The 21,137-nt window shown below is 37.8% G+C and carries 23 protein-coding genes and 1 other annotated feature (1 of these 24 only partly in view); all 23 genes read right to left on the bottom strand.

Annotation, left to right across the window (positions count from 1 at the left end; all coding sequences use genetic code 11):
* Positions 1 to 74 (bottom strand) — a binding site (T-box leader); it reaches 168 nt to the left of the window's first position.
* A gap of 42 nt (positions 75 to 116) precedes the next feature.
* Positions 117 to 632 carry a DivIVA domain-containing protein gene (locus FCJ93_RS02015; RefSeq protein WP_095313042.1) on the bottom strand — a complete coding sequence of 172 codons (516 nt, stop codon included), beginning with the start codon at positions 630 to 632 and terminating at the stop codon, positions 117 to 119.
* 102 nt (positions 633 to 734) lie between these two features.
* The gene (locus FCJ93_RS02010; protein ID WP_137742803.1) at positions 735 to 1,508 is read right to left on the bottom strand and encodes a YlmH family RNA-binding protein; all 774 of its coding nucleotides are present in this window, start codon (positions 1,506 to 1,508) and stop codon (positions 735 to 737) included.
* A 73-nt stretch (positions 1,509 to 1,581) separates the two neighbouring features.
* Positions 1,582 to 1,848: a YggT family protein gene (locus FCJ93_RS02005; RefSeq protein ID WP_170943640.1), complete on the bottom strand. Its 267-nt coding sequence runs from the start codon at positions 1,846 to 1,848 to the stop codon at positions 1,582 to 1,584.
* Positions 1,849 to 1,851: 3 nt separating this feature from the next.
* On the bottom strand, positions 1,852 to 2,295 hold the full coding sequence (locus FCJ93_RS02000; RefSeq protein WP_095313046.1) for a cell division protein SepF: 444 nt from the start codon (positions 2,293 to 2,295) through the stop codon (positions 1,852 to 1,854).
* 15 nt (positions 2,296 to 2,310) lie between these two features.
* Entirely contained in the window at positions 2,311 to 2,982 is a 672-nt protein-coding gene (locus tag FCJ93_RS01995; protein WP_095313048.1) for a YggS family pyridoxal phosphate-dependent enzyme, read from the bottom strand.
* Positions 2,957 to 3,805, bottom strand: a complete 849-nt coding sequence (pgeF, locus tag FCJ93_RS01990; protein WP_095313050.1) for a peptidoglycan editing factor PgeF — start codon at positions 3,803 to 3,805, stop codon at positions 2,957 to 2,959. The genes FCJ93_RS01995 and pgeF overlap by 26 nt, the downstream gene beginning before the upstream one ends.
* Positions 3,806 to 3,904: 99 nt before the next feature.
* On the bottom strand, positions 3,905 to 4,168 hold the full coding sequence (locus tag FCJ93_RS01985) for a YlmC/YmxH family sporulation protein (protein ID WP_095313052.1): 264 nt from the start codon (positions 4,166 to 4,168) through the stop codon (positions 3,905 to 3,907).
* Positions 4,169 to 4,471: 303 nt separating this feature from the next.
* Positions 4,472 to 5,251 (bottom strand): RNA polymerase sporulation sigma factor SigG, encoded by a 780-nt coding sequence (gene sigG / locus FCJ93_RS01980; RefSeq protein ID WP_137742802.1) that lies wholly within the window; start codon positions 5,249 to 5,251, stop codon positions 4,472 to 4,474.
* Between the two features lie 185 nt (positions 5,252 to 5,436).
* Entirely contained in the window at positions 5,437 to 6,156 is a 720-nt protein-coding gene (gene sigE, locus FCJ93_RS01975; RefSeq protein ID WP_137742801.1) for an RNA polymerase sporulation sigma factor SigE, read from the bottom strand.
* An 88-nt stretch (positions 6,157 to 6,244) separates the two neighbouring features.
* A complete protein-coding gene (gene spoIIGA / locus FCJ93_RS01970) occupies positions 6,245 to 7,177 on the bottom strand; it encodes a sigma-E processing peptidase SpoIIGA (RefSeq protein ID WP_095313058.1) in 933 nt (310 codons plus the stop codon).
* A gap of 239 nt (positions 7,178 to 7,416) precedes the next feature.
* Positions 7,417 to 8,553 carry a cell division protein FtsZ gene (ftsZ, locus tag FCJ93_RS01965; RefSeq protein ID WP_095313060.1) on the bottom strand — a complete coding sequence of 379 codons (1,137 nt, stop codon included), beginning with the start codon at positions 8,551 to 8,553 and terminating at the stop codon, positions 7,417 to 7,419.
* Between the two features lie 110 nt (positions 8,554 to 8,663).
* The gene (gene ftsA, locus FCJ93_RS01960) at positions 8,664 to 9,947 is read right to left on the bottom strand and encodes a cell division protein FtsA (RefSeq protein WP_095313062.1); all 1,284 of its coding nucleotides are present in this window, start codon (positions 9,945 to 9,947) and stop codon (positions 8,664 to 8,666) included.
* 268 nt (positions 9,948 to 10,215) lie between these two features.
* A complete protein-coding gene (locus tag FCJ93_RS01955; RefSeq protein WP_095313063.1) occupies positions 10,216 to 10,557 on the bottom strand; it encodes a small basic family protein in 342 nt (113 codons plus the stop codon).
* A 2-nt stretch (positions 10,558 to 10,559) separates the two neighbouring features.
* Positions 10,560 to 11,288 (bottom strand): DUF881 domain-containing protein, encoded by a 729-nt coding sequence (locus FCJ93_RS01950; protein WP_095313065.1) that lies wholly within the window; start codon positions 11,286 to 11,288, stop codon positions 10,560 to 10,562.
* A gap of 46 nt (positions 11,289 to 11,334) precedes the next feature.
* Positions 11,335 to 12,036, bottom strand: coding sequence for a DUF881 domain-containing protein (locus tag FCJ93_RS01945; RefSeq protein ID WP_137742800.1), 702 nt, complete (start codon positions 12,034 to 12,036; stop codon positions 11,335 to 11,337).
* On the bottom strand, positions 12,014 to 12,799 hold the full coding sequence (locus tag FCJ93_RS01940; RefSeq protein WP_137742883.1) for a cell division protein FtsQ/DivIB: 786 nt from the start codon (positions 12,797 to 12,799) through the stop codon (positions 12,014 to 12,016). Before FCJ93_RS01940 ends, FCJ93_RS01945 begins: the two co-directional genes overlap by 23 nt.
* Positions 12,800 to 13,010: 211 nt before the next feature.
* On the bottom strand, positions 13,011 to 13,919 hold the full coding sequence (gene murB / locus FCJ93_RS01935; protein WP_137742799.1) for a UDP-N-acetylmuramate dehydrogenase: 909 nt from the start codon (positions 13,917 to 13,919) through the stop codon (positions 13,011 to 13,013).
* Between the two features lie 69 nt (positions 13,920 to 13,988).
* A complete protein-coding gene (murG, locus tag FCJ93_RS01930; RefSeq protein WP_137742798.1) occupies positions 13,989 to 15,089 on the bottom strand; it encodes an undecaprenyldiphospho-muramoylpentapeptide beta-N-acetylglucosaminyltransferase in 1,101 nt (366 codons plus the stop codon).
* Positions 15,090 to 15,482: 393 nt separating this feature from the next.
* Positions 15,483 to 16,583 carry a stage V sporulation protein E gene (gene spoVE / locus FCJ93_RS01925; protein ID WP_095313096.1) on the bottom strand — a complete coding sequence of 367 codons (1,101 nt, stop codon included), beginning with the start codon at positions 16,581 to 16,583 and terminating at the stop codon, positions 15,483 to 15,485.
* Between the two features lie 73 nt (positions 16,584 to 16,656).
* Positions 16,657 to 18,009 carry a UDP-N-acetylmuramoyl-L-alanine--D-glutamate ligase gene (murD, locus tag FCJ93_RS01920; protein WP_137742797.1) on the bottom strand — a complete coding sequence of 451 codons (1,353 nt, stop codon included), beginning with the start codon at positions 18,007 to 18,009 and terminating at the stop codon, positions 16,657 to 16,659.
* Positions 18,010 to 18,984, bottom strand: a complete 975-nt coding sequence (gene mraY, locus FCJ93_RS01915; protein ID WP_095313098.1) for a phospho-N-acetylmuramoyl-pentapeptide-transferase — start codon at positions 18,982 to 18,984, stop codon at positions 18,010 to 18,012. It abuts the gene before it with no gap.
* A 3-nt stretch (positions 18,985 to 18,987) separates the two neighbouring features.
* Complete coding sequence (locus FCJ93_RS01910; protein WP_137742796.1) at positions 18,988 to 19,440, bottom strand: hypothetical protein; 453 nt, start codon at positions 19,438 to 19,440, stop codon at positions 18,988 to 18,990.
* A gap of 75 nt (positions 19,441 to 19,515) precedes the next feature.
* Entirely contained in the window at positions 19,516 to 20,985 is a 1,470-nt protein-coding gene (locus FCJ93_RS01905) for a UDP-N-acetylmuramoyl-L-alanyl-D-glutamate--2,6-diaminopimelate ligase (protein ID WP_137742795.1), read from the bottom strand.
* Positions 20,986 to 21,137 lie beyond the last annotated feature (152 nt).

Here is a 21,137-nt window from a genome sequence, read left to right as displayed (position 1 = left end):
GCCGAACTCTCACCATCATCGGCTCGCTACAAATAAGATAAAAAAAGTGTACTTGTCCCTCTCATCGTATGAAATATATTTTATTAAGGTATTATATTCTCTTTTATGACGAGACGTCAAGCCATTGAATCTTCTTCTTCTGCAGATTTCAACTCTGCCGCGTCAATCTCATATTGCAGAAGATGATCCCAATCGTCATTATTTAACAGATCTAATTGAGCCTCAATCAACATTTTAAAGCGTGTCCGGAATACTTTTGATTGCTTTTTTAAATCCTCAATTTCCAAGGCGATCTTTCTAGCCTTCGATAATGACTCATTTACAATACGATCGGCGTTTTTTTCCGCCTCTTTTATTATGAGCTTTGCTTCTTTTTGCGCGTTGCGTTTAACTTCCTCTGCCGCCTCCTGGGCTACAACAATCGATTTATTCAATGTCTCCTCAATATTAGAAAAATGGCCGAGGCGCGCATTCATATCATTTAATTTTTCTTCTAATTCCTTTTTCTCACGAATGATGATTTCATAATCTTTAATTACCTGATCGAGAAATTCGTTTACTTCATCTTCATCATAACCTCGGAACCCTTTGTTAAACTCCTTGTTATGAATATCTAAAGGTGTTAATGGCATGAAGGCCACCTCCATATTTCTGTAAGTAGTATGTATTCATCAATATTCGACACTTGCTCTCATAATCCTGCACAATTCTAAAAAAATATGAAGCTTGAGCAGTTATTTTTGTTTGCCTCCGACAATACGCCACTTATCTTTCTTTGTTTTTCCTTCAATCGAAATTAATTTGAGGCGCCCAAAGCCTCTTACAGAAATAATGTCCGCCACACCGCATTCAAACGATGGGTTTTCAATCGTTGTCCAATTGACTTTGACTCGCTTATTTCTGATTAATTCTTGTGATTTTTGCCGAGAAAGATTAAGCAATGCAGCTAATACAGTATCTAAACGGAGCGAAGAAACAGTCGCAGTCATTTCTTGCCAATGCCCTTCAATTACTAACCCTTCTTCGCTAGGCAGTTCCTTTAATGTTACAGAAGCCCGACCAATTTGGGTAAGTTGTAATTTGATATATTCACTTATTTCTTCTGTAACTAAGAATTGAATTCGCCCCTCATGAATGAGAATGTCTCCAAACTTCCCTCTTCTCACTCCAAGAGCCATCAAGCTGCCAAGAACCTGAGAGTGTTCAATGGTTAAAAATTTTACTGGATATTCTACTTCGAATAAACGAATGTGAAAATCATTTTTCTCCACCTGCAAATATTCTGGATAGATTAATGCTCGTTTACGTTCATTATTTTCCTGTCCACCAAAAAACGCCACCTGGATTTCCGCCTGACTACCAACAACTGCCTGAACGATCTGCTGCTCTCGTGGATCGAGAAAATCTGTTAACTTAGAGCTGTATGTTTGTTCAACATATTCCATCCATTGCAAAGCCAAATCTATAAATTCTCTTTCTTCAATGCGGAAATGCTGATAAATATTCATGTTATCACCTAGAATGAATGAAAAAAGGGGGATTATTATAGCCCCTTTTATTACTTAATATGAGTAATTACCCTTAAATGATCCAATAGTAAAGCTGATGCAATCCACTTGTAGCAAATCGTAATACTAAAATCGCCACAATTGGAGAAATGTCGATCATTCCAAGTGGTGGGATAATCCTACGAAACGGATCCAAATATGGCTCACAAATTCTTGCTAAAAATTGACCAATTGCAGAATCTCTCGCATTTGGAAACCATGAAAGTAAGATATAAATAATTAAAGCCCATGAGTAAATAGAAATAAGTTGAACCAAAAGACTAAAAATCGTTGTAAGCAACCACTACCACCTCGTATCTTCATATTCCGTTTCTTGTAGAATTTGCGATATACTTCCAGAAACCTCCACATTATCAGGTGTGCAAAGGAAAATATCGGTTCCTATTTTTTGAATGTCGCCACCTATAGCATACACAGTACCACTAAGGAAATCGACAATCCTTTTTGCTTGCTCTCTATCAATTCTTTGTAAGTTTACGACAACAGCTCGACGATTTTTTAATTGATCTGCTATATCCTGAGCTTCAGCATACACTCTCGGTTCAACGAGTACAACTTTTGATGCCTTTTGAACACTTTGTAAGCTAACGACATTTTGCTTCTGAGATGCTTGATGTTTTTGAGAGCGTGCTGGCGGTGCAGCTTGTTCCTCGTACGGCTCTTCGTTATCATAATCATATTCATCGTCTAGGAAAAAAAATGTTTTGAATTTTGACTTTATACTCATTTATTATTCACCTCTTTACTCACCGACTAATGCGGTACCTATTCGAATCATTGTTGCTCCCTCTTCAATTGCTACTTTAAAATCATTAGACATACCCATGGATAGTTCATGACAAGGGGCATAATCTAGTTGTTTTCCTTGAATTTCAAGCTGCAATTCTTTCAATGCTCGAAAACATTTTCTTAACACATGTTCATCATCAGTAAATGGAGCCATCGTCATTAGACCAACAACTTGTATGTTTGAATATTGCTCTAATTGTTGAATAAAAGAGATTACCTCATCTGGATCCATACCATGCTTCGACTCTTCTTCAGATGTTTTAACTTGCACGAAGCATTTAACCTTCCTTTGTGCCCTTTTATCAATCTCAGCAGCAAGTGACAATCGGTCTAATGAATGGATATAATCAACTTTATCGATGATGTTCTTTACCTTTCTCGACTGTAGCGTACCGATGAAATGCCATTTTGGCTTGTCCCCAAGAACACCCCGTTTAGCATTTAATCCTTCCTCGCGGTTTTCGCCTAGATGAACAATCCCTGCTTCAATAGCTTCTTTCGCTCTCTCTATCGACACATATTTGGTGACAGCAATAATCTTGATTTGATCTGGGTCACGATTTGCTTTATTACATGCTGCTTGAATTTGTTCATTTATATTAGCTAAATTGTCTGCCACTTTCATCGATGCTCTTATAATCCTCCTTCCACCCTATAAATCCCATCATACGACCAGTTTTGCCTTCATCACGTCGATGAGAAAAAAAATGTTTTTGATTGCATTTAGTGCATAAATTAGAAACTTGAATATTCTCAGCGGGTACTCCTGATTGTTGTAAAATCAAGCGATTCAATTCTTTTAAATTTAGTTGATATTGATTGTCTTCAATTAGATTATATGGGTTTTCTTCGACATCTTCTAGTATATTTTGAACTAATTCGATCACTCGATTATCGACAATATAACAATTTTTGCAAATTGCTGGGCCAATAACAACGAATACATCTTGGGCAGGAATATTTTCATGATTAAAGACTTGAATCATTTCCTTCCCAATTCCTTTCACTGTCCCCTTCCATCCAGCATGAGCAATGCCAAGTGCGTGATGTTTGGGAGCGGAGAAAAAGAGCGGAACACAATCAGCAAAACATAATGTCAGCAATACCCCAGCTTCTTTTGTGAAAAGGCCATCTGTCCCTTTAAGGGAATCTTCATAAACAGACGCGCCTTTTCCTCTATGCTCCTGACGGATAATGGCTATCTCGCTATCGTGAATCTGTTCGGCTCCAACCCAATTTTCAATTGAAAAATCAAGTAAATGCGCTACTGTTTCACGATTCTTGCATACGGCTTCGATGTGGTCATGTACATGAAAGCCTAAATTTAAAGAGGAAAAAACTCCAGTGCTTGCTCCTCCATTTTTGCTTGTAAACCCAGCAATAAGAGAATCTGTATGCCAGTCCTTAACTATATAGTATTGTTCATTCTTTAAAAAGAAAGGTTCCATTCGACCATTACCTCATGTTGTTTTTTTTAGTTTAACATAGATAACTCAACGGTCACAGTAAAAAATAACGTTTCTGTAAAACGTTGCTAACTGCGAATGCTATTCTTCCAAATACTTCACTTCTGCAATATCTTTATAACGAACTAAGATGACATCTTCCCCAATCTTTAAGATATTGTTCCAAGAAATGGTTACTTCCTCATCTTTCCCAAAAAAGCCTAACACTTTCCCAGCACCTGTTATAATAATCGCTTCAATTTTACCTGTTTTTAAATTAATATCAATATCACCAATGTTGCCGAGTTTTTTTCCGTCAGATATATTTACGACATCCTTCATTTGAAATTCAGATATTCTTATCATGGATATCAACTCCTACCGTTTCTCATTCTATGTATATGATACAAGGTAGGCAAATAATGAACATTTCCGAAAGAGGAGGGAAAGTTTAGTACGAACTGCTACAACAGAGCTAGATATGAATCAATCTAATTTAACAAATGGGACAGTGCTCATTTCAACGCCTTTCAGCAGTGTTGATTAGTCAAAGAGAAAATGAACAAAAAAGACACAAAATAAAGCCCTACAAAAAGACTTGAGCCCGGTAAAATACCGAACTCAAGTCTTAAAAATTGCCTAGAATAGTGGACCAATTCACATCTGAAGTTAGCTTTGTATATTTTTATTCATTTGTTTTATAGCAGCTTTTTCTAAACGGGATACCTGCGCTTGAGAAATACCGATTTCCTCAGCAACTTCCATTTGCGTTTTCCCTTGAAAAAATCGTTTTCTAAGAATTAGCTTTTCTCTTTCGTTTAATCTTCTCATCCCCTCTTTCAGTGCAATTTCTTCGATCCACTGAATATCCTTATTTTTTTCATCACTTAATTGATCCATTACATAAATGGGATCGCCCCCATCATTATAGATCGGTTCAAATAATGATACCGGATCTTGAATTGCATCTAAAGCAAAAACAATTTCTTCATGAGGAACATCCAAAACTTTGGCAATTTCAGCAGCAGTAGGTTCCTTTGAGGTTTCACTCATTAATTTTTCTCGTACTTGCAGAGCCTTATAAGCAATGTCTCTTAAGGAGCGGGAAACGCGAATGGGATTATTGTCTCGTAAATAGCGTCTAATCTCTCCTATGATCATCGGAACGGCATACGTAGAGAATTTAACATTTTGACCTAAATCAAAGTTATCAATTGATTTCATGAGACCGATACATCCTACCTGAAAGAGGTCATCGACAAACTCGCCCCTGTTATTGAATCGTTGAATTACACTTAATACTAGTCGTAAATTTCCATTAACGAGTTTCTCACGTGCCGAAATGTCACCATTTTGCATTTCTTTAAATAACTTTCTCATTTCTTCATTTTTGAGCACTGGAAGTTTAGATGTGTCAACACCGCAAATTTCAACTTTATTTCGAGTCAACTCTTTTCCCTCCTCACAGGAGTTGCTGTACAAAAAACAGTATCTCCTTGAGAAGGAAAAATATGCACTTTCACTCAAGACAAAGAAGGGCAAAAAAAGATGAAATTCTTTACAAACCTTTATCTATTAGTATTTTCGTTTTTTATTTTTTTCCTCAAGACTAGATTTTTTTTAATTCGAATAATTCACACCATTTTATTAAATTCTTTTTTTAATCTTTTGATAATCCTTTTCTCTAATCGGGAAATATATGATTGCGATATTCCGAGCATATCTGCAACATCTTTCTGTGTCTTCTCCTCACCATTTCCAAGACCGAAGCGCAGTTCCATAATTTGTTTCTCTCTATCAGATAATTGGTGCAATGCTTTTAAAAGTAGCTTTTTGTCAACAGTTGCTTCAAGATTTTTTGTAATAATGTCATCTTCTGTTCCAAGCACATCTGATAGGAGCAGTTCATTTCCATCCCAATCAATGTTAAGTGGTTCATCAAATGATACTTCCGAGCGAATTTTATTATTTCTTCTTAAGTACATAAGAATTTCATTTTCGATACATCGTGATGCGTATGTAGCAAGTTTTATTTTCTTTTCAGGATTAAATGTATTTACCGCTTTAATTAAACCAATTGTTCCTATACTAATTAAATCCTCAATATTGATTCCCGTATTCTCGAATTTGCGTGCTATATAGACAACTAAACGCAGGTTTCTTTCAATTAAAATGGAACGGGCAGCCCTATCTCCGTTCGGCAGTTTTTGTAATAACATTTCTTCTTCTTCTTTTGTTAATGGAGGAGGGAGAGCTTCGCTTCCACCAATATAAAATATTTCATCCGTTTTTAAGCGCAATTTAATTAATAGTTTATACCAATAGTAGGATAAGCGAAGTTTCAATTTTTTCATCTGTTGTCCTCCTTCAAATCATGTTAAAATTGTTTTTCTAAAGCTGTTTTTGTTTTCATAGTTTCACTTAGAGGTGCAAACCAAGTTCTCAGCTCACTTTCGTGGTTCCTTTACTTTTAGAACCTGTCAGCATCTTAGGATGGACGATGCACTGAAAAGCACCATCAGAAGATAGCTCCTGAATAGTAAATGACACCAAACCTTTTTCTACTAACAAAATTTCTTCTTCACATTCAATTAAAATCTCGTCTGGTTTAACCGCAATAATTAATTGATGCTCTCGACCGACTACCTTGTAAGGAATAATTCTCAAAACAAAGTCGAGATCCTGTTCAAGCTCTTCTTCTCCTAATATGATTCTTTCACCTTCAGTCGCAAGCTTCATGATTTCTTCCGGTACGTCTTTAAAATTTCTCAAAGAAACAAACATCACTGGCATTTTTGAAATTGGATCATACAATTGGTTGCCATTATCGATCAGTCCCTTAACCTTCATTATGGTGCTTCCAAGTGTCACCGTGACATCAACCATTTTCTCGTATTGTATTTTCGTCACTTCCATTCTTTCAAAGTTCATCCTGGAAAAATGCCATGCAATCGGAAAGCCTATTAAAACAAAAAGCCAACTTATCGGATCACCAAACCCTTTAATACTCCCTAATGCAACATTAGAGGCTAAATCTAGGTCAAATTGGATAAAGTAGTGAACTCCGATTAAAGCTCCTCCTGCAAGGAATGTCACCAAATAGAGGGTAAAGACTCCACTTAGAAAATAACGAAAGCGTTTGTAACCGAAGGTCGTTAAAATCATTAGGAAAGAAAAAAATAATTTAGTGAACGGGTGTCCTGAATAGGCATTTATTGGAGTAATCGATAATAAAATAATGAATGAACCGATCAATCCACCAAGTATAAGTCGATAACTTTGAACCTTCCTCTTCAAAATAATCGCAGTCAAATATAAAAGAAGGGTATCGAACAGAAAATTTAATGCCCAAATCACATCTAAATAGATGGTCAACTGCCCTCCCCCTTTTTCCTATCACTCTGCGGTTCCTATTTTTGCTTTCTATTAATCTGTTACGAAAAAGTATAGCGTACATCGATGAGGAAAGTGTGTCACTTCATGAAGTAAAAAAGCAGTAATTTTCACATATTCATTCGGATTTTGTCATTTTTCCTCATTTTCAATAATAGTACCTGAATAAAGATCAAAAAAAAGCACGATCCTTTTGGATCATGCTTTTTGACCTTTTAGAATTACCTTCTTCGATTGCGATTTCTTAAAAATGTCGGGATGTCTAGAGCATCCTCTTGTTGTGTTGTCGTTCTTGTTTGTTCAGGAACTTCCTCTTCTCTTCTAACCTCTCTCCGAGGCTTTTCAAAAGAAGAGGTTGGCTTCGCCTGATTTAAGGTTGGACGAAACGCTTTTGCTTGCGCAACCTCTTCATTAAAGCCAGTTGCAATCACGGTAACAACAATTTCATCCTTAAGGTCCTCATTAATAACAGAACCAAAAATCATATTCACTTCTTGATCAGAAGCTGTTGCGACAATATCAGCGGCCTCTTGTACCTCATACAGGCTTAAGTTTGTTCCTCCCGTAATATTCATTAACACACCCTGTGCTCCATCAATTGATTTTTCAAGTAATGGTGAAGAAATCGCTTTTTTCGCTGCTTCAGTAGCTCGATTCTCACCACTAGCAACACCAATTCCCATAAGAGCAGAACCTTTATTTGACATAATTGTCTTAACATCTGCAAAATCCAAATTAATCAATCCTGGTGTAGCAATTAGGTCAGAGATGCCTTGCACCCCTTGACGCAATACATTATCAGCTTCTCTGAAAGCTTCAAGCATAGGAGTACTCTTATCGACAATTTCCAACAATCTATCATTTGGAATAACGATTAAAGTATCAACAGCTTCCTTCATTGCTTGAATTCCACCAGCGGCTTGATTTGAACGCTTTCTTCCCTCGAAAGTAAAAGGACGTGTTACAACCCCCACCGTTAAAGCACCTAACTCACGTGCTATTTGGGCAATAACTGGTGCAGCTCCCGTCCCAGTTCCGCCACCCATACCGGCAGTAACGAAAACCATGTCAGCACCGCTTAATACTTCTTCAATTTGTTCTTTGCTTTCTTCAGCCGCCTTTTTACCAACTTCAGGATTTGCCCCGGCACCGAGACCTCTCGTTAATTTTCCGCCAATTTGCATTTTTACTTCTGCTTTTGATAGATTTAAAGCTTGAGCGTCTGTATTAACAGCAATAAATTCAACACCTTGAACCCCGTGTTCAATCATTCGGTTTACCGCATTGTTTCCGCCGCCACCGACGCCGATTACTTTTATCGTCGCTAATGAATCTAAATTAGTATCAAATTCCAACATGACAAATCCTCCTAATTCGTCGATATTCCTGATAGCACTATTTATCCCGCCTTCAACAAGTAAATTTTAAATTACTTGAAGTTATCGTTTTAGCTGAAAGAATTCTTCAGCTATTCAAAAAAGTAACCAAGGAATTTCTTTACTCTTGATGTGATTTTCTCTTCAGATTGTTTTTCCGGTTTTGCTTTTGACTGTGCCTGTTTTTGCGCACGTTTTTCCTTCGGTTCCATTACGGTCGTTTGACTACTCAAACTTCTTCCTTGCACCTTTGCATTCTTATAAGCAAATTTAATAAGTCCCACTGCTGTTGTATAGAGTGGTTCCCGAACTCCAATATAATCAGGAATAGCAATACGAACTCGATTTTGAAAAATAACTTGTGCCAATTCGAGAATGCCTTGAGTGTTTGCAACTCCTCCTGTGAGAACATAGCCTCCAGGTAGATCATGGATACCTAAGCGCCTTATTTCTGCTTGGATGAGGTCAAAAATTTCCTCCATTCTTGCTTCTATAATATCAGCAATCTCGAGCTGATTAAATTGTTGATGCTGGTCACTTCCAATGATCGGGACGCTAAAAACATCTTCTTCAGAAGCATGATCATAATAAGCATGTCCATGTTTAATTTTGATTTTTTCCGCATCTTCAGTAGAGGTGCGTAGGCCAATCGATATATCTTTGGTTATATGATCTCCACCAACCGGTATAACTCCAGTTGCCTTTAAATTGCCGTTCTCAAAAACAGCAATTGTTGTCGATCCACCACCGATATCAACAAGGGCAACTCCAAGATTTTTTTCATCTTTTGACAAAGCAAAAGCCCCTGCTGCTAGTGGTTGTAGAGTGATATCTAAAATTTCCAAACCTGCCCTCTCTACACATCGTAATGTATTATGTAAGATCGTTTTTGAACCAGTAATAATCGTTCCTTCCATTTCTAACCGAACACCTATCATCCCTCTTGGATCAGTAATCTCGTCAAGTCCATCGACAATAAATTGCCTTGGAATGACATCAATGATTTCCCGTTCAGGTGGAATAGAAACAACCTGTGCAGCGTCGAGCACTCTTGCTACATCTTCATTTGAAATCTCTCTGTTTTCGCTTGAAACAGCTACTACGCCATGACAAGGTTGAAGAAGAACATGATTGCCTGTGACCCCAACAATCACTTGACTAATTTCCATTCCAATCATTCTTTCAGCTTGTTCTACCGCCCTTTTAATAGAATGAACCGTCTCATCTATATCAACAATAGAACCTTTTCTCAAGCCTTCGGACTTTACGTTACCAACTCCAATAATATTCAAAGCATCATTGACCATTTCACCAATGATTACTTTTACACTGGATGTACCGATGTCAAGACTTACATATATGTCGTTGCTGTTCATTCTCACTGGCACCTCCTCTTAAGCGCAATTCAATTTTCTTGAACAACAAGATGATGTCTATTTATATTTCTTTCAATTATATATTTAGTAAGCAAGCTGCTACTGGCTACAAAAAGAAAGAAACACACCTTAATTAACAGATAAGCTAATTTTGGATTCTTCAGGCAGAAGATATTTTGCTTAAAAAACAGCTTATCTATAAAATTATTCGGCAAAATTAATATTTTCCCTTTTAATTAATTGAATTTTTTCTAATTTTCTTGTGATCTCATTTCGATGACCATTTTGTAATTAAAATTCTTCTTATAACAGCGATGTTTTGAAATAGCCTTACACCAAATGCAAAAACTGCTGCTAAATACAAGTCTACACCAAGATGAACACCTAGAAAAGCTAAACTTGCTGCCAAGGCAATATTAAAGAAAAAACCGGAGACAAAAACCTTCTCATCGTAAATATTTTGCAAATGAGCTCTTATCCCACCAAATAATGTATCTAAAGCCGCGAGGACGGCTATCGATAAATAATTGGAATATTCATCAGGTATGCTAAAGTTGCTCAATAACCCTAGAGCAATCCCAATAATAAGTCCTAATACTGGAAGCCACATCTTTAATTGCCTCCTTTATCAGATTTGACCGGCTCAATATTTCTAATTCTGATCGAGTCTTCATACGCTGGAATCGTGATTTTTAATTGTGGCTCCAGTACTGTCATCTTCAAATTGTCAATAAAGAATTCCTCTGATGCGTTGGAAACAAGCATACGGTTGTATAAGTTTCTAGCCGTTTTCATATCTTCCGTTATCACCAGAATCTCTACCGGGAAATTCCTTAGAGAGCGCCCGTTAATTTTCGTTTCCCCGGCTATTTCCCTGATTACGGTTGTATTAATTACTCGTTGTCCTCCAATTGAAACGTGCTTAGCTCCGTACATATTAATCTCATTTAATAATCGCCTTAATAATTCTGGCGAGAGCATTTGCTGCCCTTGATCGAAAATTAAAGCATTATCGATCAGGTCAAGTTCAATTTTCACACCAGGTCCTGAGACATCTGTTAAACCAGCTTCTTCTTTTAACTCCTCCAACGTATTTCGCAAAGTTTGTTCCTGCCCTTGTGTTCTCTCCGTTTCATAGTTAGCAAGCTTTTCTTCGTTTGAGCGGATTTCTCTTATTAGCTTGGACTGCAATTCCATTTCTTTCTGCAAGTCTTCCCTCAATTCCCACGTGTCACGGGTGTCTCTGACAACTGGTTTTTTAACCGATTGAAATTGAATGGCAAGCATGAACCCAATAATGATTGTGATCACCGTAAAACTAATCATTTTATTTTTGCCCACCGAATCACCCAACTTTCTATTTATGTGGACAACATTTCATATTTTATTACGAACCAAGGATCGGTTCTAGAATAATCTCCTGACTTTCCTCTAACTTGAATTCAACGTTTTCACTGACAAGGCGATCCTTAACTCCTCCCGTTATATTCAATGCCGATGATAAAACCTCAGGTTCTCCAATTGCTGTGATCACAAACGGAGCAGGGTGAGGATTCCCATCTACCTCTATAACAGGACCGTTGCAAACAATATAAGAGTTGTGAGTAAGTCTTTGCCCGTTTATTGCCACTGCCGTTGCACCTGAAACATATAATTCGTTGACAACGTTAAAGACATGATGCTCATGAACAAGATAATTGTTAATATTATCATCATTCGGGTCATATTGTCCGTCAGCTAATGTGACCGTTACTCCTTCCCCTTTTACACGGACCTTGCCAAGAAACATTCTATATTTTTCAGCGTCTTCCGCCAAATTGAAAAATACTTGCTCCTCTTGGGCCAACAATTCTTCGATTTCGAGTACCTTTTCCTGCTTTTCAATTAATTCCTGCTGCAACGCGCGATTTTTTTCTTCTTGTTCAATCAATTGATTGCGCAGTTCAATATCCCGCTCCCATTGACTATTCGTCATTGCCGTATCGGTATCATTTTTTTCGGTTAAATGATATGAAAATGCCATAATAAAACCTAATATAAGACTGACCAATGAGAGAATGACATGTTTACCCTTCACTTTCAGTTTCATTCTCTTCTTCAGCACCTTCCCATTCATACGCTCTAAAAAATGACCCGACTTCTAAATCAATTACACCTTTGATTGTTGGATCTAACTGGCTCACAATAGATGGGTAATGGGTCATTTTTTCTGAGAAACTTCTTATTGATGCACTTACCTCAAATCCATCATTCATGAATAATTTAATATGATATTGATCCGTTTCTTTCGGATCATGATGAATTTCTGAAATGGAATTAAGCACCTCTGCCGGGATTTGATTTAATTCTTCGATCATTGCCTCCATTACATTTCCCTTTGAGAAAAATTGCAGGATAGGAGAATTGACGGGGATTATATCAGTCCGTTCTTCGAGAATATCACCATTTTCTAAAATAGGTAAAAAAAGACCTTCTCTCATAATATAAGCAATGCGTTTCCATTCTTTTATTTCAATTACAATATTATTCGGAAACTCCACTTCTATTTTTGCCGATTTTACCTCTGTTAGTTCTTCCAGCTTTTGCTCCACTTCTTTTTTATTAATTTTCCAGACATTCGTATTTTTAGTCAATTCACTTACAGCGATGATTTCATCTTCTTGATAAACTTCGTTACCACTTATCATAATTTTGTTCACATGACTTAACGGTGATTGGAAATAAACTACACAACTTATCAGCAAAAAAAACAGAAACAAGAGAAAAATAAGGCGTTTATTTGCCTTTCTCCGCCTTTGTTGTTTAAGCTTAGGAACGCGATCTTCTAGTGAAACGATCTTCCCCTTTTCCAATCTATTCACCTCAATTTTTCTTTTCCATTTGCTAAAAGAAGGCTTGTCCAATTCTAGTATGTAATACCCAAGCCAATACAAATATAACTGATAAAAAGAGAAAACAACGGCACGATAACACATGCCGTTCTTCCTATTTTATTACATGTATAGCGTTCTATATAGTGTTATATTATACTATATATTTTGGTAGCAAAAGGGGGAAAAAGGACTATTTTCGACCTATAATTTCTACCTCTGTCTCCATCATAACTTGATAATTTTCGAAGATCTTATCCTTCACATAATGAATAAGAGAGAGAACATCCTCCGCCTTCGCTCCACCGCTATTAACGATGAAATTCCCATGCATTTCCGAGATCTTTGCTCCACCAATAGAATGGCCTTTTAAGCCAGCTTCTTCAATTAATTTCCCCGCATAGTTTGGCAAAGGGTTTCTAAAAATGCTGCCAGCACAAGGCGAGTCCCACGGCTGCGTTACTTTACGATATTCTTTATTTTTTTTCATTTCTGCCGAAATTTTCTCCCTGTCGCCTTCAGCTAATTGGAAAATTGCTTTTATAACAATACCTGGACGTTTTTTTTGGAGAACAGAGGTACGGTATGAAAACTCCATTTCCTCATTCGTGAGCCATTCTAACTGACCATCCTCAAAGAGAATAAGTGCTTTATCAAGTATTTTCGATATATCCGAGCCATGGGCACCAGCGTTCATGTATACCGCACCGCCTACTGAACCTGGAATTCCACTGGCAAACTCAAGACCTGACAGTCCTTTTCTGCTGATCTGAGTTGCTAAAGCAACAAGCGAATAACCTCCACCTACCGTAATTTGAGTCCCATCAAGCTGAAGGTCATTGATTCCCGTTCCTAACTTAATGACAACACCTTCAATTCCCTGATCAGAAACAAGGAGATTTGAGCCCCTTCCAATTGCTCTCCAATTTACTTGATAATCGCTGATTACCTCCATCGTTTTTTGCAAATTTTCTATAGACGAAGGTTCAACAAAACAATCCGCCGGGCCACCAATCTTTAACGTAGTATGATTTGCTAATGGCTCGTTCTCTTTTACCTTTCCCACATTAAGTTCTTTTAGTTTTGTACACAGTTCGATCATCTTGACCTCCCTTTCGTTGCTGGGTTATTTCATTATATGAACACTTTATCGTTTTGCTTAAAAGAACCTTTAGGTTCCGTAGCGCGTCAATTCTTTCATAATTGAATAAAGCCGTGCAGCAGCATCTTGAACACCAAGTTCTTTCGCGGATTTTTTCATCGTAGCTAACTGCTCCTGATCCAGCAAAATCCGATCAATTTCCTCAACAAGCTTTTTACTTGTTAGCTCTTTCTCGACGAGTAGTTTGGCTGCCCCATGCTCGCTTAATGCCAGAGCATTTTTTTCTTGATGATTATTTGTTACGTACGGACTCGGAATAAGGATACTCGGGATACCAAGTGATGTTAATTCTGCTAAAGTTGTTGCTCCTGCTCGAGACACGGTCAGATCGATCCCTGCTAACACCTCTGGCATATTATGCACAAAAGGTTTAATGATGACATTCGTAGGATTTCCAACAAGCTCCACCTCTTTAAGCACAGCATTAAAATGAACGTCTCCAGTTATATATAAAATTTGATACGGTTTATTGCCAAATTCTGAAAGCGATTTTACGACCGCCTCATTAATAGGTTTGGCTCCACGGCTCCCACCAAAAATCAAAACCGCCGGTTCGTCAAGCTTTAAACCAACCGACAAACGCCCTTTAACCCCATCCTGTTCCAATACTTCAGAAGCGCGAGGATTACCAGTAAAGACGACTTTCTCACTCGGAAAGAAACTTCTAGCCTCTTCAAAGCAGATCGCTACTTTGTTAACATAGCGACTTAAAAATTTATTGGTCAATCCTGGCACACTATTCTGCTCGTGAATAATTGTTGGAATTCCAAGCTTTGCTGCAGCGTAGACAACAGGACCGCAAACATAGCCACCAGTACCAATTACGACATCTGCTTTAAATTCTTTGAGCATCTTTTTGCTATCCGCTACCCCTTTGATAAAGCGATAAATGGTTTTAATATTATCAACTGAAAGCTTTCGTTTGAATCCAGAAATATGTATTGATTTAAAAGGAATGTTCTCTCTTGGCACGAGGTTGCCTTCCAACCCTTGTTCTGTACCAATATACAAAAACTCGGCATCTATATTTTCCTTTTGTATTTCACGAATTAAGGCAAGCGCCGGATAAATATGACCACCGGTACCTCCGCCACTTACAACAATTTTCATTTCTTCACCTCATAAATATCTTAAAAAACGGTTAAAACAGCTACTAATAAAATAAACGCTCCATTTGAACTTCCTAAAAGTAAATTTTTTAGCAATCATGCGCTTTTCCCATTTTACTATATTATCAACAATCCTGAGATAACAACATAATAATGTTATTAATTTTTAATGTATTCGTCATAAAAGAAGTTCACTTATATTTTACTAAAATGACCGCTAAATATCTAATCGTAGCCAATCAAAACGGTTTTTTCACAACATTGCTACAATTAGTTCCCCATGAGATGAAGCAAATTTGTAAGTCAGGGTTAAATAAAAAGAAGCCCTGATATTCAGGGCTAAGGACAATTTCTCATTTAATGTGAATAAACTCTTTGCCATTTTTTTATTTCCTTAATAGCGTGAATGACGACTTATATTTAAAAGCACGCCAATCGCAACTAACATCAATGTTAAAGAAGAACCGCCATAGCTGAGGAATGGCAAAGTTATACCAGTTACTGGCATAAGCCCAGTCACGACACCTATATTGATCATCACTTGAATCGCAATCATCGCAATAATGCCAACTGCTAAAAAGCTTCCAAATAAGTCCGGTGCTCCTAATGCAATCCTTATCCCCCTCCATAATAGGAGTGCAAACAGTAAAAGGACGAAAGAACCGCCAATAAAGCCTAATTCTTCTGCTAATATCGCAAAAATAAAATCCGTTTGCGGCTCAGGCAAGTAAAAGAATTTTTGTCTGCTTTGACCTAATCCTAGTCCAAATAATCCACCAGGACCAATTGCATACAATGATTGAATAATCTGAAACCCGCTATTTTGTGGATCTGACCAAGGGTCTAAAAATGACGTAATTCGCTGAATTCGATAAGGGGCTGAGATAATTAGCCCTACAAAGCCCAAAAGACCGAGTACACCTAAACCGACAAAATGGCTGATTCTTGCCCCTGCGACAAAGATCATGACGATGCAAGTTCCTACCATTACCGTTCCCGTTCCTAAATCGGGCTGAAGCATAATCATGCCGAAAGCAAGAAATACTAATCCTAACGAGGGAAATAAACCTTTTCTTAATGACGTAATATGCTTTTGATTTTCGGATAAATACTTCGCTAAAAAAGCAATCATCGCCAGCTTCATAAATTCAGATGGCTGAACGGAGAACGCTCCAACGCCTATCCAACTTCTTGACCCATTTCTGACATTTCCTATGCCAGGAATCAAAACAAGGATTAAAAGAACAAAGCAGATGATTAATATGACCTTTGCGAATTTTTTCCATGTCCAATAATCAACATTCATGATAAAGAACATCGCAAAAATTCCTACTCCAGCAAAAAGCATTTGTCTTTTCGCAAAGAAAAAGGAATCATCGAATTTATAATCAGCCCAAACGGCGCTTGCACTATAAACCATAATTAATCCTAAAGCGAGCAATGCAAATGTCACGATTAACAGAATAAAGTCAGGAGTAGATCTTTTTGTCGGCAATTTATACACCTCGAATGCAAATTTAAGGGCCGAGTATTGCCTTTTGCCATACATTACGAAGTTGGACTAGCCCTTACTTAAGCTTATGCACCGCTTCGATAAAAATGTCTCCCCTAACCTCAAAAGTTTTATATTGGTCCCAGCTAGCACACGCAGGTGAGAGTAGTACCACATCTCCTGGGCTAGACAACTCAAAAGCAGCGGGTACGGCTTTTTCTACATTATCGACACGGATGATCGATTTTATTCCCGCCTCACGTGCTACTCTTTCAATTTTTCCTGCCGTTTCTCCAAAAGTTACAAGCGCTTTTACCTGTTCAAGATGCGGAAATAGCTCATCGAATTCATTTCCCCTGTCTAATCCACCTGCTAGCAAGACGACCGGTTCTTTGAATGCAGCCAACGCTTTGCTTGTTGCTAAAATATTCGTTGCCTTTGAATCATTATAGAATTTTCGCCCTTCCTTTTCTGCTATAAACTGGAGGCGATGCTTAACCCCATTGAAGGAGTTTAAGACTTTAAAAATAGCTTCATTTGTCACTCCAGAAAGTTTTGCTGCAGCTACCGAAGATAAAATGTTTTCGAGATTATGTTCACCTGGTAAAACAATGTCTTTGAGATCGATAATTTTTTCAGCAATGAACCATATCGCTCCGTCTTTCACGTAAGCGCCATTATCGACCATTTTTTTAGTGGAAAATGGAATCATTCGCGCCTTTGACCGTTTCGCTATTTCCACTACCTGCTCTTGGTCAACATTGACAATTAAATATTCCGCCCCGGTCTGATTTTTAGTAATATTGGCCTTTGCTTTCCAATATTCAATTAACTTGCCGTGATAATCTATATGGGCTTCATAGAGATTTGTGATAATCGCAATCAATGGGTTAAACTGGTCAATTCCCATTAGCTGAAATGAAGATAGCTCAATCACAATGATATTATCCTCCGTTGCCTCCTGGGCAACATCCGCTGCAACTGTACCGATATTTCCTGCAATGAGAGGAGCCTTGCCACCTTCAGATAGCATTTCATGGACAAGGGTTGTCGTCGTCGTTTTTCCATTCGTACCCGTAATCGCAACAAATGGCGCTTCCGAAACTTGATAAGCTAGCTCCACTTCTGTAATAATGGGAATCCCCTTCTCAAGTGCTCTTTCGACCATAGGATTGTGATAAGGAATTCCTGGGTTTTTAACAATCAACTCAAAACCTTCATCCAATAATTCAACAGGATGATCCCCGCAAATGACCGTGATTCCTTGCTCAAGCAATCCTTGCGCTGCTGGATTTTCAGATAAAGGCTTCATATCATTGACCGTTACGAATGCCCCCAATCTATGTAAAAGCGAGGCTGCACTCACCCCGCTTTTGGCTAGTCCTAGTACCAATATTTTCTTATGATAGTATTTTTTTATCTGTTTCAATTACATCCACACCTCAATATAGATTCCAAGAACAGCCAAAAGTAATCCAACTGTCCAAAATGTAACGACGACACGCCACTCAGACCAGCCGACAAGTTCATAATGATGATGAAGAGGACTCATGCGAAAAATTCTTCGTCCCGTTGTCTTAAAAGAAATCACTTGCAATATAACCGACAACGTTTCAATTACAAATACGCCACCAATAATAATTAATAAAATTTCTAGCTTTAATAAAATCGCCACAGCAGCAATTGCTCCGCCAAGCGCTAGTGAACCGGTGTCTCCCATAAAGACTTTCGCAGGATGGGCATTAAAAACAAGAAAACCAAGTACTGCCCCGACAACAGCAACCGAGAAAACAGCGATTTCCAATTGTGAAATATTCCAGGCTAATACTGCAAACGCTCCGAAAGCAATCGCGGATGTGCCAGATACTAAACCATCTAAACCATCGGTTAGATTGACTGCATTTGAAAAACCAACTAGCCAAAAAATAATAAAAAGTACATATCCCCAACCTAAATCAATTGAAAAACCAGTTAGAGGAATCGAAATGACTGTCGAAAAATCATAGTGCTGCAAAATTAAAAAGAAAATAACGGAAACAATGATTTGCCCAATTAATTTTTGCAAAGATGTAAGGCCGAGGTTTCTTTTTAACGCCACTTTAATAAAATCATCTAAAAAACCTAATAATCCAAATCCAAATGTCACAAAAATAAGTAAGTACGTATGGATGGTAGGCTGAGCATATTTCCCGATCATAATAAATGTTGTTGCTACAATTGATAACAAAATGACAAGTCCACCCATCGTTGGTGTCCCTGATTTCTTTTGGTGGGATTTCGGCCCCTCTTCCCGAATGCTTTGTCCAAATTTCAACCTTCTTAAGAAAGGAATAAATATAGGAGAAAGAATGACTGAAATCAAAAATCCTAATAATATGGTAAAAAATATCACTTGCTCGAGCATGTTCTATTCCTTCTCCTCTCGAAACTGCTCTATCAGTTTGTTAAATTTTGCTGCTATTACTGCATTATCATATGTCTCATAAAATTCTTTCAGAAGTTTTTCATCTAAAAAAAGGAAATTTGTTTTGTCCTTTTTTGCCATTTTCTTTCCGCTGATCTTAGCTCGATAGGCTAAAAAAACTTCCTTTACCGCCCTGGCAGGATCGTCTGTATAGAATACGGGAAAATGATTTGGCGTATATTTAGGTATTGCCCTTCCTTTTTCCCAAACAACACCGACAGCACCATTGGCAATTGCTTGTTGAAGATCACAAGAAGTTGAATCCACAGGAATGTAAAGTCCTTTTGGTTGATACAAATCTGCTTTCAGCGAAACCGTTTGATAATCCAAATCAAATTCTTTTGTTCCCATTATATCTGAAAAAATCGTGGATAAGTCTTCGTATGTTAAGAACATCCTATCTCTCCTTTGCCTCGTTGAATGAAGTAACTATAATCGTTCATAGACGTAGGATCCTTCTAGGAAGTAGTTCTAATATTTCTTCAGTCGAGCAATGGCTTCTTTTGCTATTTCTCGATCATCGAAATCAAAAACGTTGTCACCAACTAATTGATATGTTTCATGACCTTTGCCGGCAACTAAAATAACATCACCTGATTCTGCCGTTTCGATCGCATGATAGATCGCCTCTTTCCGATCGCTAAACACTTCATATCTTTTTCCGGCAACCCCTGCTTCCATATCCTTTAAAATCTTCTCGGGATCTTCGCTGCGTGGATTATCGGAAGTAAAAATCGGACGTTCACTATATTCACAGGCAACCTTCGCCATAATCGGACGTTTCGTTCGATCCCTGTCTCCGCCACAGCCTACAACGACAGAAATCTTATTTTGTGCAAACTCTTTAATTGTTTTTAAGACATTTTCCAAGCTGTCAGGTGTATGTGCATAGTCGACAATCACTGTAAAATCCTGACCTTGATCGACTAATTCAAAGCGACCTGCCACCCCTTTTATCCCTGCAATAGACGCAATCGCATTCTCGATGGACACTCCCGAACAAAGTGCAGCAGCAATACTAGCAAGAGCATTGTAAACACTAAATTTCCCAATTAAATTCATTTTAACTTGGTGGATGCCAAATGGACTAACTAGTTCAAACACTGTCCCTTGAGCAGTAATTTGTATATGTGTAGCTCGAAGATTTGCCTCCTTGTCAATTCCATAAGTAAGCACATGGGCACTTGTACACTCGATAAACATATTGCTAGCTTCATCATCGACATTTAAAACTGCAAACTTAGGTTTCTGCAAGTGATATGTATTGCCTAATTGAGAGAATAATAAGCTCTTCGCCCTCTTATATTCATCCATTGTATGATGGTAATCTAAATGATCCTGAGTCAAATTAGTAAATACAGCTACATTAAAATCGGTTCCATGCACCCGCCCTTCGACTAAAGCATGTGATGAAACCTCCATTACGGTCGATTGTACTCCGGCGTCTACCATTTGTTTAAAAGTCTTTTGCAACGTCAAGCTTTCAGGTGTTGTATTTTTCGTTTCCAGTTGTTTTGCGCCAATCTTCGTATACATCGTTCCAATCAATCCAGTTTGCTGGTTAGCATCAGAAAGGATTTTTTCGATCAGATGACTCGTCGTTGTTTTTCCATTTGTTCCAGTAATTCCTATCATATGAAGTTTATGACTAGGTTGACCATAAAATGCATCAGATAATACAGCCATCGCACGTTTTGTACTTTCAACAACAATAACCGGAACCGATAATGACAGTGGTTTTTCAGAAATGACAGCAACTGCCCCTTGCTGAACGGCCGCTTCGGCAAAATCATGACCATCGACCGTATATCCTTTTATACAAATAAACAAGCTTCCTTTTACGACTTTACGATTATCATTTTCTATTGATTCAATTTCTAGATTATTGATATTATCAAAATTAATAAAATGAAGATGGCTCAGTAAAGTATGTAATTTCAATTTAATCATATCCTCTCTTAGAAAGTACGAACACCTTGCATTCATGGGTAAGTTCATCGCTAGTCTCGGCCGTGTACGCATTTTTGCTGGATTCCTTCGAGAGCTCTTTCAAAAACTCGCGTATTTTATTTTACATGAAAACCACACTTTTC

This window comes from Robertmurraya siralis (genome assembly GCF_005502275.1).
GTDB classification, from domain to species: domain Bacteria; phylum Bacillota; class Bacilli; order Bacillales; family Cytobacillaceae; genus Robertmurraya; species Robertmurraya siralis.
The sequence above is the reverse complement of the archived record's forward strand: the minus strand, read 5'-3'. Positions and strand labels throughout refer to the sequence as shown.

Bases quoted from the DNA above. Each gene is read 5' to 3' on its own strand.
- pgeF (WP_095313050.1), bottom strand. From the start codon at position 3,805: ATGGAACCTTTCTTTTTAAAGAATGAACAATACTATATAGTTAAGGAC.
- mraY (WP_095313098.1), bottom strand. From the start codon at position 18,984: ATGCTCGAGCAAGTGATATTTTTTACCATATTATTAGGATTTTTGATT.
- FCJ93_RS01955 (WP_095313063.1), bottom strand. From the start codon at position 10,557: ATGTGGCTTCCAGTATTAGGACTTATTATTGGGATTGCTCTAGGGTTA.
- murG (WP_137742798.1), bottom strand. From the start codon at position 15,089: ATGAAAATTGTTGTAAGTGGCGGAGGTACCGGTGGTCATATTTATCCG.
- murB (WP_137742799.1), bottom strand. From the start codon at position 13,919: ATGATCGAACTGTGTACAAAACTAAAAGAACTTAATGTGGGAAAGGTA.
- FCJ93_RS02010 (WP_137742803.1), bottom strand. From the start codon at position 1,508: ATGAATATTTATCAGCATTTCCGCATTGAAGAAAGAGAATTTATAGAT.
- sigE (WP_137742801.1), bottom strand. From the start codon at position 6,156: ATGAAAAAATTGAAACTTCGCTTATCCTACTATTGGTATAAACTATTA.
- FCJ93_RS01995 (WP_095313048.1), bottom strand. From the start codon at position 2,982: ATGAAAGTGGCAGACAATTTAGCTAATATAAATGAACAAATTCAAGCA.
- FCJ93_RS01945 (WP_137742800.1), bottom strand. From the start codon at position 12,036: ATGAAACTGAAAGTGAAGGGTAAACATGTCATTCTCTCATTGGTCAGT.
- ftsZ (WP_095313060.1), bottom strand. From the start codon at position 8,553: ATGTTGGAATTTGATACTAATTTAGATTCATTAGCGACGATAAAAGTA.
- ftsA (WP_095313062.1), bottom strand. From the start codon at position 9,947: ATGAACAGCAACGACATATATGTAAGTCTTGACATCGGTACATCCAGT.
- FCJ93_RS01985 (WP_095313052.1), bottom strand. From the start codon at position 4,168: ATGATAAGAATATCTGAATTTCAAATGAAGGATGTCGTAAATATATCT.
- FCJ93_RS02000 (WP_095313046.1), bottom strand. From the start codon at position 2,295: ATGAGTATAAAGTCAAAATTCAAAACATTTTTTTTCCTAGACGATGAA.
- FCJ93_RS02015 (WP_095313042.1), bottom strand. From the start codon at position 632: ATGCCATTAACACCTTTAGATATTCATAACAAGGAGTTTAACAAAGGG.
- FCJ93_RS01910 (WP_137742796.1), bottom strand. From the start codon at position 19,440: ATGTTCTTAACATACGAAGACTTATCCACGATTTTTTCAGATATAATG.